Here is an 18,206-nt window from a genome sequence, read left to right as displayed (position 1 = left end):
TTATAGTCCTTCTAGAATATCAACTTTTAATCCTTTATTTTCATATTCTGCTAACTTCTCTTGATTAAGATGAATACCGTAATCTTCATAAGTATTCTTTTCTTGGTTTTCTTTGTCAAACTCAAACAAGTCAAAAACACGCGCACTAGAAATGTTTCCTAACTTATTAGAATGAGTAAACCAGAAGACTTCTCTTACACGCATTGATCCTTCAGGACGTGCAGAAGAAGCATCATTTTCGAAAAGACTTACTAGCGCTTGCTTAATCACCTCTACATCTTCAGTCGAAAATCCAGTTTTTTCAGCAAAATTTGGATTAATAGATCCCTTCAGCAAATAAACTCCATAGTCAACAAAGTATTTCATACCCATAGTGTCAGATGAACGTCCACTTTCATTTTTAGCTTCCATCCCATTTGTACTTCTTGTAATCTGTAAACCAGAGATTACGATTGGTTCCAACGATTTAGCCATATTTATAGAAACTGGTCCACGAACACCAATTGATTTTTTCAAATAAGTAAAAACTTGACCGAATGAACGAACATCTAACCATAATTTATTAGCTTGATCTTCAATATCTTCATCCGAATCTTTTGAATTAAATTGATTAGAAAAACGTTTTTCAAGTGAGCGAAACTCGTCTTCAATACGGTCTCCGGCTTGAACAAAAGTGGGATGACCAAAATCTTGCATACGATTTCTAATTTTACGCTTAATCGCCACATCAGAAATTAAGCCATGTCCCTTAGCATCTGTTCTTGGCATATTACCCGATAATGGATCTCCGTTAGCATTTGCTTCGCGTACTTCAATTGTTACCATAAAGTCAATTTTATTTTCTAACATAAGCTAGTTCTCACTTTCGTATTTTTCTTTTTTAGTATAAAAATATTGTTTTTCGCTATAATAACCAAAAATAAATTGATAATCTAAAGGATCATTTATATCTTTATTCATCATTAAAGGACTTAATAGAGAAATGATTTCTTCTCGCTCTTTTTCCAATTTATTATAGATTCCTCTAGAGTTTAATTTGACTGTCTCTTCATAAGGTTTAATTTTATTTGCGAGGTTCATCATCAACTTAGCTGGTTGGCTCGTATAGGCATTCCAATACCTTTCAGCATTTGTTATCCTTTCTTGATTACCACCTTCTATACGATATCTCTGAGCTTCCATTAACTCAAAAATAGCTAGTAATCGTCCAAATAGATAAGAACGATTAGTGTTTTCATGGTCTACCATTGGATTAAACTCCCTTCCATATTGTTTATGTAGAACTGCTAAACTAACTTGTTGCAATGAATGCCAACATTTAGGATAATTTTGCCGATGTTTAATATTAGCTTCTAGTTTTTTAACGATTGTATTTGGAATGGATTTCCCATCAATTAAGGCTGTCACTAATTGCTGATATTGATCACTTCGAAAACTATCATTGTCTAATTCTAGATAACGTCCTCTATCTACACCATAGGCTGCATTAATAATCTCGTTGAAATTCGGTGTTTTTTGTTTATAAGTTCCTGATTTTGTTCTCGCTTCCCAAGAATAAGTGTCTTGCCAATTTTCCAGATTTTTTAATAACTGAGATACTTGAAGTTGACGGAAATATTTAAGAGCGATACGGCCATTACTTGTTTTGTTTAATATTGCAATATAATATGTAGCATCATTTCCAAATAATTTTCGTCCCTTAATAAACGAAGATCCAATCTCTTGATTCTCAGCATTTGGTCTAATCAATTGATGACGTTCTTCTATATCATCTTCTTCATCCTCAAATAGGCTATCAAACTCAGGTTTAACAATATCTAATTGACTTTTATTTGCCAAATCATCACTAAACCAGTTAATAAGATACTGTGATGATCCCAACCATGTACTACTGTTATTATTTTCAAGCAAATACTTAATCATCAAATGGATTTTTTCAGAGGTTTCATAACCTACACTAAAAACATCTTCGCGTTCTTTAAAACGTCCTTTATAAGCTTCGACTTTATTACTAACAGAAATGATTTTAGCATTTCCCATCAATCCTCTATGTTTATTTGTGATTGTCTCATTGCGTCCGCTTATATTACACACTCCCATATTATCTTGAAATGCTCTTACAAATGATATAAAGGATTGATGTAATTCTTTGTATGTCGTTACAGATTCATCTTTGAAACCATGGTATTGTACAATCGAAAACTCAATGAAACAAGCAGATAAATCAATCGTTTTACTTTTTTCATTCGAATCTTGATAGGTTACCTTCAAATTTTCTCTTTGATAGGATTCACCAAACAGAGAATTTAAAACGATATTTAAAAAATCCGCTCTAAGTATAAACCTCTGAATCTTTTCTAAATAATCTTTAACCTCATCTTCCTTACAAAAACAGACCCAGTTAGCAAGTTGATTATGGAATTCTTCGTATTGAGATTGACTAACTTCTTGAACATAATAAGATAGCTTATCTACCAAAGGATGTGGTGCCGGATTGCTACCTGACCTTGCAACAGAATCGCTAGTTACTGGAAAAATAATCGATTGATTATCTGGCATGAATTCCGCTTTATAAAAGGTACCATCTTTATTCAATTTGATGAGAATTATATTATTGCCATTTGATTTCAGACTGGTATGGTATAGTGGAAGCAATACAGGATCATTATCACCTGTTCGTTGATCCACCAAACCAATCTCCTCTGCTTTTTCATATGCTTTTAATAGAGAAGTAAAAAAATCCATTAGCTTTCTCCTTTCTCCATCTCTTCATATTCGTTAAACTCATCATCAACTGATTTAATTTGACTAGGCAACTTAAAAGCGTAGCTGGATAATGTATTAACTATTTCACATTCCTTCTGTGACTTAAACTTAATAATGCCATTCTCCATAACTGTTTTTGCGAAATAAGATTTCAATGGTGTTTTTTTATCTGTTGGATAGGCAAAGGAATGAAACATAATTCCTAAATCGATGGAGAATCCATCATAATAGGATGGGCAGTTCTCATATTCTTCTTGACTAATTTCATCCACCAAGGCAAAGCACTCCCTTGTTCCAAGGAAAACATCCCGTCTTCCACCTTTTCGAATAGACCGCTCCATAATCGCTTCGTGTTTATTTGCCTGTCTATCCTGTATCAAATCTTCGCGATTCTCATTCCAAACAAAATAAAACTTTACAAGATACTCTACATCACTCAAATAAGAAACATAGCTCAGGTCAGCACTGTAATCGTGTAACAAAGCACGAATACCGTGCAACTCTGTTTGTATTTGATTAACGACTTTAACTTCAGTTATAACATTTGTAAATGTAGGTTTATGATAAATCCCGTCAACTATTCCTTGTAAAGCCTGCCGAGTCGGAACCGAATACGACGATCTTTCACTCCCACCTTTAGTTGCTGGATTCGTAAATAATGCCCTATCGCCACGAATTCTAGCATAGAAATTTCTTGATCTATACAAGGTAAAACCCTCCTTCTGTTTTTTTATATTGCTGTTTTTTTATATTGCTATTTTTAATCTTGCTATAGAAAAAATACTTAACTTGTTTACATAATAAAGTTTAGCATCTCTATGGTAATTCCTTTCTTTTCATGATAATACCCATCTGATAACACTAGTACATTTCCATTTAGATACGATTTTGTTGCTTCTAAAATAGGATCATGCTCACGCACATTTACAGTATAAGATTGCAATTCCTTTAAGAGGCTTTTTATAATCTGAAATTCTCCTTCTGAAGGATAATCAGACTCACAAATTTCTTCCAACCGAGATAACTTTTCTATTGCATCACCGTATGGAACTAAAACTCCTATTGTCTCATTATTGATCAAGTTCATCTTTTGTCCGGCTGTTTTAAATGCTTGCTTCATTCTTCCTTTAAAGTTGGGTCTTAACTGGTATTCATTTATACTTAAATAATCAAAAACTGACTCCCCATGCGATAATGGATAATCCATTGAAGCTTGATTATTTGCATAGTAATATTCAAAGAAATCTTTATTTAAAAGCGAAGTATCGATTGGAGAAGAATTTTCATGTAGTATGAACTCTGTTGCTTCTTTCTTATTTTTTATTTCTTTAAGTCGTGAGATATTCTCCTCCTCATTTTTAAGGTTCACTAATGTAACTTGCCCTTTTTGACGCTTCCCTTCACGGTTACAGCGTCCACTAGCCTGAACAATTGAATCGATTCCAGCATAAGAACGAATAACTTGATTAAAATCAACGTCCACTCCTGCTTCAATTAACTGTGTACTAATACAAATAATTGGTACTCCATCTTGTAAATGCTGCTTTATTTCTGATATCATATCAAATCTATGCTGAGCACACATATTTGTTGATAATTGATAGAGAGGACGATCTGTCAATTCTTCAAGCATCGTATAGAACTTATCAACTGTTTTTTTCGTGTTAAAAATTGCAAGTATGGACTCATTATTATCTAAAACAAAGTCAACTAATTCTGCCAGGTTTGTATGTTGATTCTCTTCATTATATTTTCTAAGTTCTGTTCTTGCAAACACTTCTGTTTCATCATGAGTTAACTCAACTATATCAGGACATTCACCGTTTTTCCCACCATAATCTAGACGATTAGTTATTACGGGTGAATCATAGGCAGGCTGCGTTGCAGTACAAAGGATTATCGACGTGTTCATGACTTTATTTAAGAAGTTCATTGTTAAATTAAACAAAGTTGTGACTTCAATAGGTAAAGATTGCACTTCATCTAGGATCAAAACACTATTTGCTAAATTTGAAAAACGTCTAATATTAGATGATTTTGTCTTAAATAAAGTTTGAAAAAATTGAACCATAGACGTGAGAATAATTTGACTATCCCAACTATCAATTAAATAATCTAACATCAATGTCTTTTTATCATCATTATCATCATCTTTATGAATTACATTTGAATGATGTTCTAATACCCCAGCATCACCTGTTATTTTTTTGATCTCAGAAGCATTCTGCTCTAAGACTGATAAAAAGGGAGTAATGTAAAAGTATCTTGATTTTTTCTGCTTTACAAGCTGATGGAAAGCATATCGCATACTGAGGTTTGTTTTACCTGCTCCAGTTGGTAAATCCAATCGATAGATTCCAGCTGAATCATTTTCTCCTCTTTCCTTTACTCTCTCACTGATTTGTAAACGAACTTCATTTAGTCGTGTAGTTGGATTATCAAAACCTCTATACTTTTCTTCGATAGCATTTAAATAGGACTGATTTAATTCTTCCCTTTCTTCAGATTTTAAAGGTTGGACAATTATACCGTAAGCATTGATAGTGTCTAATATATCTGCATTTTTTAGTAACGATAAATAAAGCCTAATAAAACAACTGGAATAAAAATCTTTCTCACTTTCATCACTCCACTTTAGATTAGACCAAGCTTGTTGATAATTCTCAAAGGATTTTTTAATTAAATCATCTAATGAACAATATCCATAATAAGGTAATTGACTTTCTAATTTTTGTGCAAAAGGTTCAATATCTTCTTGATAACGATTGCTTTCAGTTCCTTCAATTATTCGATACCGTAGCCTGTTATAGGCATATTGAGAGGCATTTATTGTTTCATCTTGGAGTAAAATATCATACATCCCATGATGTGATGATATAACGTAAGCACATATTTCTTGAAAAAACTCTCTATCTGTTTTCTCTACATTTAAACTCTTCAAACAGACTTGTATCTTTTGGAAAAGATACCTTGCTCCAGCCGAGGAGTGATCAACATGCTTATTAGGATGCAATAAGAGTTTATCTTGAAACTCTTGATTAGCTTTTCCTAAATCATGATACAAGCCCAATAAAAATAGAATGTCTCCTTGATCAATAGCGTTCGCATCTTCTCGTGCCTTAGTCGCAACATTAAAAGAATGATCTTGAAGGGATTGAACATTCCCGTTATTATCCTTATGAGCTAAAATCATAACAAACCTCGCAAAATTCTAGATGTTATAATATTAACTATATTTTACTCCTTCCCTCCTAAAAAATCAATTCATTACATGGAGATATTACATCTTTTCTTGACTTTTAATATACACACAAAAAGGGGAATAACCCCTATTTATATAAAATTTCTAATTTATTTTCTATAGACTTTCCGCTGTGAAAAAAGTGCCTGAAACTCAATCGTTTCAGACACTCGGAATTCTTGAGACCTTAGGCTCAAGAATTAGTCATGGAACTTCTACGAAGTTCGCTGACGTCCGTTCTCACCTAAGGAAAGTCTCGAAAGAGGGATTTCTATTCAATTAGAAATTCCCTCATCGTCATAAATTTATGTCCCCTGCCGGAATCGAACCAGCAACTACTCCTTAGGAGGGAGTTGTTATATCCATTGAACTAAGGGGACCGATAAAAAAGAAGCGAGATCACTCCCGCCTCCTTGTTCGTCTTAACGACGGATTTCTTTAATACGAGCTGCTTTACCTTGCAATGCACGAAGGTAGTACAATTTCGCACGACGTACTTTACCGTAACGTACAACTTCAATCTTTTCTACACGTGGAGTGTGTACTGGGAATGTACGTTCAACACCGACACCGTTAGAGATTTTACGAACAGTGTACATTTCAGTGTGTCCTTGACCTTTACGAGCGATAACAACGCCTTCAAAGATCTGGATACGTTCACGAGATCCTTCGACAACTTTCGCGTGTACACGAACAGTGTCACCAGGACGGAATGCAGGGATATCAGTACGAAGTTGACCTTCAGTCAAGCTTTGGATTAATGGATTCATTTTATTCTCCTATCTTCGTCAATCTTGAGGGACCTCCCTCAGCGGATAAACTGTATTTTTGTGCTTCCATTACGCACAGAAACTATCATATCAGATAATTTCAGGTTTGTAAAGCTCTTTTCTCTACTTTTTCGCAACTTTTTGACCGGAATAAATGCTCCACTCTTTTGGTAGGCAATAGGCGATGGCACAAGCGATGACAAAAAAAGGAAGATTAGCATAACCAAAGACTTCTCCTCCGATCAATATCGGTGCGAGCAAGGTCGTCGTCGCACTGCCAAAGACACTGGCATAACCAATAGCTGCCACGACTAAGACTGGTAAGCCCAGCATAGGAGCAAGAAAGACTCCAAGCGTAGCTCCGATCGCAAAGAGCGGGGTCACTTCTCCTCCTTGGTATCCAGCAGAGATGGTCACCACGGTAAAGAGGAGCTTCAAGATCCAGTCATAACTCTGCGCACTGCCCTGATGAAAAGCCACATCAATCAGATTGGTTCCAAGTCCACTATAAGTGCCGACCTTGGTCAGCTGGAGGTTCAAGAGGACCAAGCTAAGTCCAGCCCCTATAAGGGCAATCCGGATATAAGGATTGGGCAAGACTTGAGCGACGGTTTTCTTCAACCAAGAAAGGCTAACTGCAAAGAGTTTTCCAGCAAGGCCAAAAGCCAAGCCAAGAAGAGCAACTTTGATCAAGGTCTCTGGTGTCCAGCTCAGCGTTTCTCTTAGTGGCACAGCAAATTTCTCCAAACCAAGGGCATGAGAGGTGAAGCTAGCCACGATCGAAGCGATGAGGGCAGGATAGAGAGCCATCAACTGCAACTCGCCAACTGTCAAGACTTCTAGGGCAAAGAAGGTTGCTGCCAGCGGCGTCTGAAAGAGCCCTGCAAAACCGGCTGCCATCCCAGTCATGAGAAAAATACGCGAAGCATCCGGAATCTTAATGTAACGCGCAAAACGATGCGAAAGGGTCGCTCCGATCTGGACCGCTACGCCTTCCCGACCGACCGAACCACCAAAGAGATGGCTCATCCAGGTCGTCAGCATGATCAAAGGCACCAAGACCAAGGGGATTTCCTCCTCACGCGCGTGTCCAACATCAAAGATCAGGCCCATCCCTTTTGAAGCCTTGCCACCAAAACGTTTATAGAGATAAACGATGACAAACCCCGCTAAGGCTAGAAAAAGAATCAAGGGCCAATGCTGGCTTCGGAAATCTCCAATCAGGAGAAGACCTTGACCAAAAATCATATCAATGGCACCGACCAAGAGACCAATGAAAAGCGCCATCCCTGTTAGGACCACATACTGTTGTGCTTTTTGCTTGATCGATAGACTAGTCACGCGCCCTCACCTCCTCTTGGAAGTCTCTCGAGCGCTTCATCATATCTTGAAACTGGGCTTGAATAGTCGTGCGATACTGATCATCCGTCACGAGAGAGCCGACTTTCTCAAGCACTTCTCTTTCCCTTCCTTGATCGAGCACAGGTAAGCCCTGCTGCTCCTTATATTCTACAATCTGACCGACACAGACCATCCGCCTTTCCAGCAAGGCTACTAGCTCTTGATCGATCTGGTCAATGTCCTTACGAATCTGATCTAAATCCATGTGTCTCCTCTTTATTTTGGATATAAATCGAGGCTGTAATCCATCGATCCAGCCTCTTTGTCATTAATTTGCTTTTGCTACAAGTTCTTCTGCAAAGGCTTCTAATTTTTCTATGTCTTCGTCTTCTGCAGACAAATCAACTTTGACACACTCAGAGCCTTTTTCAGCACCAGTCGCAGCGAAGCAACGGTCGAAATCATCAACTGCTTTACAGAATTCATCGTAGAAGGTATCACCTGATCCTACCACACCGTAAAGTTTGCCTTTGAGATCAAGGCCAGCCAAATCTTCGTAGAAATCTTGGATCTCATCTGGAAGCTCTCCATCGCCGTAAGTATAAGTCGCTACTACCGCGATATCCGCATCAAGGAAGTCCTCCGCATCCACAGTTGTACACTCATCCACATCTACTTCGACACCAAGATCACGGAATTTGTCCGCTATGATATCCGCGATTTCTTCAGTATTTCCAGTCATACTAGCAAAAACAATCTTCGCTACAGTCATAATTTCCTCCCAAAAGCTATTTCTCGTATTATACCACTTTTTCAAGCATTTTGCACGAAACCTTTCCCGATAAGCTGAAAGAAGGGACACGTTTCAAGAAATTGGCCCGAATCAACCTAATCGGCCTTGTTTTCCTCTATTGATGGATTTATTCTATCCATCCCTTCCTTCCGCTTCGTGTTCTTCTTCAATATCTTTAATACGCTGGATTTCTTCATCTAGTTTTTTATTAAATTCAGATTCAGTTTGATAGGGATATGAAAAACGGCTCCAGGTATACCACTTCAACCCATCTTTACCTTTAAAATACCATTCAAGTTTGATCGGTAAATAATCTTGATTATAGGTGATCCGAACTTTGGAAAATTGATTCTTTTCATTTAAAACTTTGGCTTCAAAATCAGGTGTCTTCCCTTCCTTCACTAGAGATTTAGTAATCAACGATTTCGGATCTCGCTCAATAACAAAGTTTGATTTTTCGATCTCTTCTCTCGAAACTTTTAAGTTCAAAATTGCGGAAGTAATATTTCGGTATAAGTCTCTATGATACCTATCGGATGGTTTTTCGTCCGAATAACTGCCATATTTTTTCCCATTTTTTACTACTACTTGAGTTTTACTATAAGAATTATTGCTCCTCAAGTCATAGCCATTCTCAAAATAAGATCGATATAAATTTTCATCGCCCGAATCATCCACAACAATAAACCGCTGTTGTTCTAATATCGATTTTGAATTTTCTTGAATCTTGCCTCTGCGGAATGCAATGAAAACACCAGCAACAACTACTAGAGACAAAGCAACTAGAAAGACTTTCGAACTGAATCCTCTCTGTTTAATTTCTTTCATCATATCCATCACATTCTAGCAAAATATACATCCAAAGTGAAGTGTTAAACTATTCAAAAAGCTGAGACATATGTAAGCTCAGCTTTATCTCAAAACTAGGTTAATCTCCCTCATTTTCCTCTTGAATTTCTTTAATATTTTCAATTTCTTCATCCAGCTTTTTATCAAAATCAGACTTATTTTTGAAGGGATACGAATATGTGCGCCAAGTGTACCATTTTAGTCCTTCTTCACCCTTATAGTACCACTCAATTTTTGTTGGTAGAAATTCTTTGTTGTAGGTGATACGGACTTTGGAAAACTGACTATCCTTGATAGAATATCTACCTTCAAATTCAGGCGGATGTTTTTCTTCTAATAATTTTTTATTGATGAATGAATCAGTTGAACGAGTGATTTGATAGTTGGAATCTTTTATATCTTTAATATTAATTTGGTGATTTAAAAGTGCTGAAGTGAGCTCAATATCTAAAGCTCTTTTATAATACTCCGCAGCACTATATTCCTGACTACCACCATACAATTTATTATTTTTTATTGCAGCTCCATGGTAATAAAAAAAATCTTTTTCTTTTAAATCAAAACCTGCACTGATTGATAATTTTTTATCATTATCTGAAATACTTTGAGTCTCAATATAACGTTTATTTATTAATATTGAATGAGTATCACTTATGCTCTTTGATGTACTCAGGGCTACGAGTATACTTATTATACCCGCGATCGCTAGGCTTAATGCCACTAGCATAACTTTTATATTTATTATACTCTTCCATTTTTTCTTTTTCTGACATTCCTTTTGTATTACGTTGCCATGCTTCATAGTCTTCATGTCCTCCTCCTTTTACAATATCCGCAAATTGACCTACATGAGCAGTTTTTTCATCTGTTTTACCCAAATCATTTTCATAGCGAAATAGTCTTTTTGCTTCAGTTCGAGTAGCTGGCTCAGGAGTACCATCCACATCAAGCATTCCATGTTTTCCTTGATAAATTCCCGAAACATCCGTATTATTACCTTTTGAAGGGCCGTAATTAAATGATTCCGTGTTAGCAATTTCCCTTAATTCATCTTTAAAATAATTATTTGGATTGGAATCATAGCGACCATCTGCTAGTTTATGATTGTCATAGGCATCCCATTGACTGTCAAACTCGCCGGTATCCAAATTCACAATAAATTCCACCATCCGTGCATTGTTTAAATCTTTTCCTTTAGCTGAATTGCCCTGAGGGACTTGAACCTTCATATTATAGGGACGTTTAAAGCCATCTTTTGGATTAAAGCGATTATGGTAGTTAGAGCCAGTTGTGTAATCAAATTCAATATTATTTTCTTTACCATATGCTAACAGTTTTTCGTAATCATTTGCGCCTTCGTAATGATTGCGAATATAGTAAATTGCTTGGCGATCCAGATAATAACGGAAAAAATGAACTTGCTGTCGCAATGCTATTTCTTTTTGACTAATTTTCTTAAGTTCTTCTTTACGTTCTTTATCAGTAAGTTTTTCACCGCTCAATGAATTAAGATGTTTATCACCGAATGCTTTTACAACATCACGTCTGAAATACATGTTGAAATCACCATGTGGTGGTAGATTCTCTGAAATCTTATGCGTTTTGCTTGTCAAATGCATAAACTGATTACCATCCGTTTCTGCACCTAATTGCTTAAGAACCAGTTCAACTTTCGCTTCTGAATCGAGTTTACTACTAGCATACATTTCTGTATAGATATCTGATCCAATCTCCTTGGTTTCTGCATACAAAGCATCTCTCCTTGCATTTAACTCACTGCCTGTCTTGGCATCAGCAGTTCTTTTTGAAACGCCTTTAACATAACCTTTGATGGCATACTTATCCCAGCCATCTATTTCTTTAAGGTTCACTGATTGTTCACGTAATCCCGTAAGAAATTGGTTATATTCGAACGCTGTTACATCCTTTGGTTTCTTTGGCAAATATTCATTTTCAAACTCTTTATTCTTAATCGTTTCATTTACGAGATCAGACCAGGATAAATCCTTTGGAATAGAATACATTCCAGTATTTGGATTCCACGCTACGTTAATTTGATTGACAGCTATTTGAATAGCTTGGGCTAAGACATCAATTTCCCAGAAGATACTTGGCGATGATGCATTAAACGCTCTGAGTTTATTTAATTTTTCTTGTAGTTTATTTTTAGTAGCTTTAAAAATATTTTCTAATACGTTTAAGCCTTGAATCCTCTGTAATCTCTGCAACCGTTGAAAATCTCCAGCACTAGTCGATTTACTAGCAGCAATTTCATTGATCTCTGCATGAAAGATAGCAATCATCCGATCACACTGTTCAATATCAGAAACCAACTTTTCTTCCTGTAAGTCCTCGTCAGCCACCTCCGAGCGATAGGATGCTGGAAGCTTCTTCACGCTTTCTTGCGTAGCTTCTGCTAAAGCTACACCGGCCTCCTTCAATGGCTGGACAACACTTGTCACAAAGCTTCTAAAAGAGTCGTAAGCTTGGCCAGACAAGCGCGAGGCAGAATTTTCTATTTGAGTTAATGATGTTTCTAGTGATTCATAAGCTTTCAATTGTTGCTCAATCATAGTACCTGTGCTACTAGCTTGGCTATCCAAACTACCGCGATAAACTTCAATTCCCATCGTCACACTCCTTTTCAATCATTAATTTTTTCCGTTCATGATAGATATCATTTAAATCATCTTCGACTTTTCTTTTTTGAATAGCTAATTCATCCAGCTCTTCTAAATAACTATTTGAAATTTTTCGCGATTCATGAAGAAATCCCTCTTGAAGTTGGTCAAAAAAATTTCTAGAGGAAGGATAGGATTCAAATGCATCCCATAAATAACGGTGCGCATCAGAGCTATAGCCCTCAAAGCGGTTCAACTCATCTTCCAGATTTCTTTTTTCTCTTACAATTTCTCTTTCTTTTTGGAAAAGTTGGTCTTCTTGTCTTCTTAATTCCGATAGTTGTTGATCGTGATTCATCTTCCAACTCTCTCAAGCTATTGAATGCTCGCAGCAGTAGCTTCATCCACTGCTGTAAATCCAGTTGAAACGCTTTGCAGGTTGGTCCCGATTGATTCAATCGCCGCTGCAATTTCTTCTGCTTTGGTTTTAGCAGTATCAATGGCTTGATGGGCCGCATCATTACCAGATAGTTTGGTTTGTTCATCTTTCGAAGCCGATGCAACTCCCGAAAGTGCATCTCCACTACTTTTTAAAGAAGCCGCTAACTCTTGTGCCGTTTCAGCATTACTTTTAATTTCAATCATCCTAGTCCCTCCCATACTAAATCTATTTATCCATTCTACCAAAATATTGAACTAATGTAAAACCGCTTCCACAGCTCCTAATTAGTGATAAATGCTTGCTGGATGGGCCTTTCTTATGTTAAAATTGACAGAGAAAATGAGGTAATGTATGAACGTAATGAATGAAATTCTTGAAAAGATTCAAGCTTATGACACGATTATTATCCACCGTCATCAGAATCCGGATCCGGATGCGATTGGTAGCCAGGTGGGCTTGCGGGATCTCCTGCGTGCGCACTTCCCTCAAAAGCGGGTCTTGGCAACTGGCTATGATGAGCCGACCTTGACTTGGCTTGCTGAAATGGATACTGTCAGCGATGAGGACTATGCTGAAGCTTTGGTGATTGTCTGTGATACAGCCAATACTCCCCGCATCGATGACAAGCGCTATACGAATGGTGATTTCCTGATCAAGATCGACCACCACCCAAATGACGATGCTTATGGCGATCTGCTCTGGGTCGATACTGAGTCTAGCTCTACCAGTGAGTTAATCGCACTTTTTGCTAAGGAATTGGATCTTGAACTTCCTGTATGTGCTGCGCGTCTTCTCTATGCTGGGATTGTCGGCGATACAGGTCGCTTCCTTTATCCTGCTACTTCGACTCGGACTTTTGAGCTGGCTGCCTATCTTCGAGGCATTCCTTTTGATTTTACAGCACTTGCTCGTCAGATGGATACGATCAATCTCAAAACCGCTAAGCTTCAAGGTTATGTCTATGACCATCTTGAGATCGATGAACATGGTGCTGCGCGTGTGACCTTGACACAAGAACTCTTAAAGAAATTCGATCTACGGGATTCAGAGACTGCTGCAATTGTTGGGGCACCTGGGCGCATTGATACCGTGTCTGTTTGGGCTATCTTTGTCGAGCAGGCCGACGGTCACTTCCGTGTCCGAATGCGTAGCAAACGAAAAGTGATCAACGAGATTGCCAAACGTCATAATGGTGGTGGCCATCCACTAGCGAGTGGAGCCAACTCTTACTCCCTCGAAGAAAATGACCAAATCTACCAAGAGCTACAAGAAGTGGCTCGCACGAACGAAGGCTGAGAACGGTTTCTCAGCCTTTTTATCTTGGTCATGGGGTTTTCATTTGATATTTCTTATGGTAAAATAAAGCTAATAAATTTTAAGGAGACTTATTATGGAAAAAAATCGTTTGTTTATCATTATCTCTGCTGCGGTAGCGATTCTTAGCTCTTTCTTGCCATGGGCAAGCCTTAATGCTGGTGCCTTTGGTTCATACAGCTGGAATGGCCTTCGCGGAGATGGATGGTTTGTTATTATCTTCGCAGTCGTTGCGATTGTCCTTGCTTGCTTGAACGATGTAAAATCTTCACTACCAAAAGGTTTTGCAATTGGTGTTATCGTAGCAGGAGCTCTCTCAACTATCGTAACATTGATCGATCTATTTGGTGTAAACAAATATGCTGTTGACTTCAATGGTTATGGCGTTTCAATTGGCTTTGGTTTGATCCTTGCTTTAATCGCATCAATCGCTATTGTTGTAACTGGTCTCTTGGCGATGTCAGGTGGTAAAATCACAAAAGGAACCTTCGAAGAACTTGCTGAATCTGGTAAAGGATTTGCACAAACAGTTGGACGTGTGACAACTACTACAGTTAAAACTGCAGTAGATGAAATCAAAAAAGAATCACACGAACACACTGAAGGACAAGCTGATCAACCAGTGGAAGCACCAAAAGATCCAAATCAATCTGAACAATAATAAGATCAGAATCACCTTGGCTTAGGACAGGGTGATTTTTTTGATCATGAATTTAAATAAAATTAGTGAAAATACTTGTCAAGATCCTGGAAATTTGGTAAACTAGCTTAGTAACAATCTATGGCTCGGAAAGAGACCATGGCAGAAAGGAAATATTGCAAATGAAAAAAGATATCCATCCAGAATATCGCACTGTTGTCTTCATGGACACTACTACTGGTTACAAGTTCCTCAGCGGTTCAACTAAATACTCTAGTGAAACAGTTGAATTCGAAGGTGAAACTTACCCATTGATCCGTGTTGAAATTTCATCAGACTCACACCCATTCTACACTGGACGTCAAAAGTTCACTCAAGCAGATGGACGTGTGGATCGTTTCAACAAAAAATACGGTCTCAAATAAGAACCAACACAGAACCACTTCCCTTTCGGGAGTGGTTTTTTTGATCTCCGTTTCTTTTATTGTGAATGCACAAAATAAGAGGTTAGGATGTTGATCCCAACCTCTTTTTTCATCTTAATGGAATTGCATCCCACCATCCACGATAATGGTTTGACCTGTGATGTAGTTTGAATCTGGTCCAGCAAGGAAGCTGACTGCTGCTGCCACATCTTCTGGTTCTGAAAGACGTTTCAAAGTGATATCTTTAGCGAATGTTTGCATACCCCATTCGTCGTCTTTGCCCGCGTTCTTCCCAACTTCATGAGCAATGTCAAACATCATTGGAGTCTTCACGATACCTGGTGCATATGCATTGACAGTAATTCCTGAATCCGCCAAGTCACGCGCCAAAGTCTGTGTGATACCACGAACTGCAAATTTAGTACCACCATAAACAGTCAAGTTAGGGTTACCTACAACACCTGCTTGTGAAGTTGCATTGATAATCTTTCCACCATGCCCCAGTGCTTTGAACTGAGCTTGAGCTGCTTGTGCACCCCAAATCACACCACCAACGTTAATAGCAAATGTACGTGTAAATTGTTCTTCTGTAATCGTATCAAGTGGTGTAGTTGGCGCAACACCTGCATTGTTTACGACAACATTCAAATCTCCAAAATGGTCAACAACCTTTTGGAAAGCTGCAGCCACTTCTTCTTTTTTAGACACATCAGCTACGACTGCAAAAGCATTATCTGCTGACAACTCAGCAACTGCTTTTTCAGCTGTTTCAGCATTGTAGTCCAATACTCCGACCTTGAAGCCATCTTGCACCAAACGTTTTGCGATTGCAAAACCGATTCCTTGACCAGCACCTGTGACAATAGCTACTTTAGACATATGATTCCTCCTTGGTATCAACGATACCAGCAAACGTTCCTATCAGAACAGCAAAGGTTAACAGTCAGTTTTGGGTGAATCTATAATAAGTTCCTTCCAAAACTATGCTAACAGTATACTCCTTTGTGAAATAAGTGTCAAACTCTGGCCCTGTTTTTTGAAAATATAGTTTATTTATATGATATTTTTATTTAGTGATAAATGAACTAAAGCATGAAATAGAGTTTGGCTTTTACCTCCAACGGATAACTATTCTATTCTGTAAAAGCTACATAAAAAGAGGCTGGGACAAAAGTCCTAGCCTCTCAATTATTTTTGGATTGTCAAGCAAGACGCAGTGGTTGAGTGGGCTCTACTGCGCTGATTTCATCAGCTTTTACAGCCCTACTCAACTGTGCGGAGGTGGGACGACGAAATCGAATTCTAACGAATTACCGATTTCTGTCCCACTCTCATAAACTATTTGTTTGATTGATCCCTTTAGTCATCAGACTCTGCAAATACTTGAGTGGCTTTGACTGCTTTCTTCCACCCCTTGTACAGCTCTTCCTTTCGAGATTCATTCATCTTGGGTTCAAAGATTTGGGCTGCTCCATGAAGAGATTTTAATTCTTCCAAGTCCTTCCAATAGCCTACGGTCAGACCTGCTAGGAAGGCTGCTCCTAGAGCCGTTGTTTCCAAGTTTTTCGCGCGGGCAATTGCAATTCCAAGAATATCTGCCTGAAACTGCATTAAATAATCATTTTTCGCTGCTCCTCCGTCTACTTTTAGGACAGGGATAGGAGTCTTGGCATCTACCTGCATGGTGTCGATAATATCGCGTACTTGATAAGCAATGGATTGAAGGGTTGCCTTGATAAAGTCTTCCTTGGTCGTTCCCCGGGTAAGTCCAAAGACAGAACCACGCGCCTCTTGATTCCAGTATGGTGCTCCAAGACCCGTAAAGGCAGGGACCACATAGATTTCATCCTGGTTCTGGGACTTCAAAGCATAGGCCTCAGATTCAGGTGAACTGTCGATCATCCGCAGACCGTCACGAAGCCACTGAATAGCACTTCCGGCGATAAAGATCGATCCTTCAAGGGCGTAGTAGACCTTGCCATTGATCCCATATCCAATCGTCGTCAGCAAGTTATTTTCTGATAACTGCATCTCTTCACCCGTATTCATGATGATAAAAGATCCAGTTCCGTAAGTATTCTTGACCATCCCAGGTTCAAAGGCTAATTGACCAAAGAGGGCAGCTTGCTGGTCTCCCGCCATCCCTGCAATCGGCACTTGTCCACCGTAGAAATGGAAAGGCGCTGTCTTGCCATAAATTTCAGAGTTTGAACGGACTTCAGGAAGCATGGCTTTAGGAATGTTGAGGATTTCCAAAATTTCTTCGTCCCATTTTAGTTCCTTGATATTGTAAAGCATGGTCCGAGCAGCATTAGAATAGTCTGTCACGTGGGCTGCTCCATCCGTCAGCTTCCAGACCAACCAAGTATCAATGGTCCCAAAGAGCAATTCTCCTTTTTCTGCACGCTCTTGTGCTCCTTCAACATGGTCCAAAATCCAACGAACTTTTGTTGCTGAAAAGTAGGCATCGATGACCAAACCTGTCTTTTGGTGGAAGGTTTCTACATAGCCTTGGTTTTTAAGTTCTTCAGCCAGTGGAGCAGTTTGTCGCGATTGCCAGACAATAGCATTGTAAATAGGAAGGCCTGTGTTCTTATCCCAAACAACTGTCGTTTCCCGTTGATTGGTAATGCCGATCGCCTCGATTTGATTGGGCTTGATGCCACTTTCAATAAAGACCTCAGCGATCACCGACTGAACCGAGTTCCAAATCTCATTGGCATTGTGTTCCACCCAACCAGCCTGCGGAAAAATCTGAGTGAATTCCTTTTGACTAGAGCTAACTTGCTCGCCTTTTTTATTAAAAATGATAGCCCGCGAACTAGTGGTTCCCTGGTCAATCGCCATGATGAAAGTTTCTTGAGACATAAACTGCCCTCCTGAATTAGGTACTTAAAAATCTTGTTCTTTCATAAACTAGTATACTCTATTTCATCTAGGATTTGTATCCATTTTTTTAATAAATTCCTGTTTAAATTTTCCTTCTACTTCCAGCTTTATCTGA

General features: G+C 38.3%; 18 protein-coding genes and 1 tRNA gene. 3 read left to right on the top strand and 16 right to left on the bottom strand.

Annotation, left to right across the window (positions count from 1 at the left end; all coding sequences use genetic code 11):
• The 14 genes from cas7c to HMPREF0833_RS01955 form a co-directional block, all read right to left on the bottom strand.
• Positions 1-849 (bottom strand): type I-C CRISPR-associated protein Cas7/Csd2, encoded by an 849-nt coding sequence (cas7c, locus tag HMPREF0833_RS02020; RefSeq protein ID WP_013903480.1) that lies wholly within the window; start codon positions 847-849, stop codon positions 1-3.
• Positions 850-852: 3 nt separating this feature from the next.
• Positions 853-2,745: a type I-C CRISPR-associated protein Cas8c/Csd1 gene (cas8c, locus tag HMPREF0833_RS02015; protein ID WP_013903479.1), complete on the bottom strand. Its 1,893-nt coding sequence runs from the start codon at positions 2,743-2,745 to the stop codon at positions 853-855.
• Complete coding sequence (gene cas5c, locus HMPREF0833_RS02010; protein ID WP_013903478.1) at positions 2,745-3,473, bottom strand: type I-C CRISPR-associated protein Cas5c; 729 nt, start codon at positions 3,471-3,473, stop codon at positions 2,745-2,747. Before cas5c ends, cas8c begins: the two co-directional genes overlap by 1 nt.
• 86 nt (positions 3,474-3,559) lie before the next feature.
• Entirely contained in the window at positions 3,560-5,959 is a 2,400-nt protein-coding gene (locus HMPREF0833_RS02005) for a CRISPR-associated helicase/endonuclease Cas3 (RefSeq protein WP_013903477.1), read from the bottom strand.
• Positions 5,960-6,315: 356 nt separating this feature from the next.
• Positions 6,316-6,387 (bottom strand) — tRNA-Arg (locus HMPREF0833_RS02000).
• Positions 6,388-6,429: 42 nt separating this feature from the next.
• On the bottom strand, positions 6,430-6,777 hold the full coding sequence (rplS, locus tag HMPREF0833_RS01995; RefSeq protein WP_003003254.1) for a 50S ribosomal protein L19: 348 nt from the start codon (positions 6,775-6,777) through the stop codon (positions 6,430-6,432).
• A gap of 123 nt (positions 6,778-6,900) precedes the next feature.
• Positions 6,901-8,064 (bottom strand): chloride channel protein, encoded by a 1,164-nt coding sequence (locus tag HMPREF0833_RS01990; protein ID WP_218017171.1) that lies wholly within the window; start codon positions 8,062-8,064, stop codon positions 6,901-6,903.
• Positions 8,065-8,110: 46 nt separating this feature from the next.
• Positions 8,111-8,383 (bottom strand): chorismate mutase, encoded by a 273-nt coding sequence (locus HMPREF0833_RS01985; RefSeq protein WP_013903475.1) that lies wholly within the window; start codon positions 8,381-8,383, stop codon positions 8,111-8,113.
• Positions 8,384-8,446: 63 nt separating this feature from the next.
• Positions 8,447-8,890 (bottom strand): flavodoxin, encoded by a 444-nt coding sequence (locus HMPREF0833_RS01980; protein WP_013903474.1) that lies wholly within the window; start codon positions 8,888-8,890, stop codon positions 8,447-8,449.
• Between the two features lie 153 nt (positions 8,891-9,043).
• Positions 9,044-9,742: a hypothetical protein gene (locus HMPREF0833_RS01975; RefSeq protein WP_228380371.1), complete on the bottom strand. Its 699-nt coding sequence runs from the start codon at positions 9,740-9,742 to the stop codon at positions 9,044-9,046.
• 97 nt (positions 9,743-9,839) lie between these two features.
• Positions 9,840-10,487, bottom strand: a complete 648-nt coding sequence (locus tag HMPREF0833_RS01970) for a hypothetical protein (RefSeq protein WP_013903472.1) — start codon at positions 10,485-10,487, stop codon at positions 9,840-9,842.
• A complete protein-coding gene (locus HMPREF0833_RS01965; protein WP_013903471.1) occupies positions 10,408-12,390 on the bottom strand; it encodes a DUF3114 domain-containing protein in 1,983 nt (660 codons plus the stop codon). Before HMPREF0833_RS01965 ends, HMPREF0833_RS01970 begins: the two co-directional genes overlap by 80 nt.
• The gene (locus tag HMPREF0833_RS01960) at positions 12,380-12,739 is read right to left on the bottom strand and encodes a DUF3958 family protein (protein WP_013903470.1); all 360 of its coding nucleotides are present in this window, start codon (positions 12,737-12,739) and stop codon (positions 12,380-12,382) included. Before HMPREF0833_RS01960 ends, HMPREF0833_RS01965 begins: the two co-directional genes overlap by 11 nt.
• A 17-nt stretch (positions 12,740-12,756) precedes the next feature.
• Complete coding sequence (locus HMPREF0833_RS01955) at positions 12,757-13,026, bottom strand: TIGR04197 family type VII secretion effector (RefSeq protein ID WP_041818175.1); 270 nt, start codon at positions 13,024-13,026, stop codon at positions 12,757-12,759.
• 148 nt (positions 13,027-13,174) lie between these two features.
• On the opposite strand from HMPREF0833_RS01955, the gene HMPREF0833_RS01950 reads away from it, so the two are divergent.
• From HMPREF0833_RS01950 to HMPREF0833_RS01940, 3 genes are all read left to right on the top strand, one after another.
• Positions 13,175-14,119, top strand: coding sequence for a DHH family phosphoesterase (locus HMPREF0833_RS01950; protein ID WP_013903468.1), 945 nt, complete (start codon positions 13,175-13,177; stop codon positions 14,117-14,119).
• A 94-nt stretch (positions 14,120-14,213) separates the two neighbouring features.
• On the top strand, positions 14,214-14,798 hold the full coding sequence (locus HMPREF0833_RS01945; RefSeq protein ID WP_013903467.1) for a DUF5336 domain-containing protein: 585 nt from the start codon (positions 14,214-14,216) through the stop codon (positions 14,796-14,798).
• A gap of 161 nt (positions 14,799-14,959) precedes the next feature.
• Complete coding sequence (locus tag HMPREF0833_RS01940) at positions 14,960-15,202, top strand: type B 50S ribosomal protein L31 (RefSeq protein ID WP_013903466.1); 243 nt, start codon at positions 14,960-14,962, stop codon at positions 15,200-15,202.
• A 114-nt stretch (positions 15,203-15,316) separates the two neighbouring features.
• On the opposite strand, the gene HMPREF0833_RS01935 is transcribed toward HMPREF0833_RS01940, so the two are convergent.
• Positions 15,317-16,081, bottom strand: coding sequence for a (S)-acetoin forming diacetyl reductase (locus HMPREF0833_RS01935; protein ID WP_013903465.1), 765 nt, complete (start codon positions 16,079-16,081; stop codon positions 15,317-15,319).
• A 480-nt stretch (positions 16,082-16,561) separates the two neighbouring features.
• Positions 16,562-18,070 (bottom strand): glycerol kinase GlpK, encoded by a 1,509-nt coding sequence (glpK, locus tag HMPREF0833_RS01930; protein ID WP_013903464.1) that lies wholly within the window; start codon positions 18,068-18,070, stop codon positions 16,562-16,564.
• Positions 18,071-18,206 lie beyond the last annotated feature (136 nt).

The organism is Streptococcus parasanguinis ATCC 15912, from assembly GCF_000164675.2.
In the GTDB taxonomy this organism is placed as follows: Bacteria; Bacillota; Bacilli; order Lactobacillales; family Streptococcaceae; genus Streptococcus; species Streptococcus parasanguinis.
This window is presented reverse-complemented; position numbering and strand designations above follow the sequence as displayed.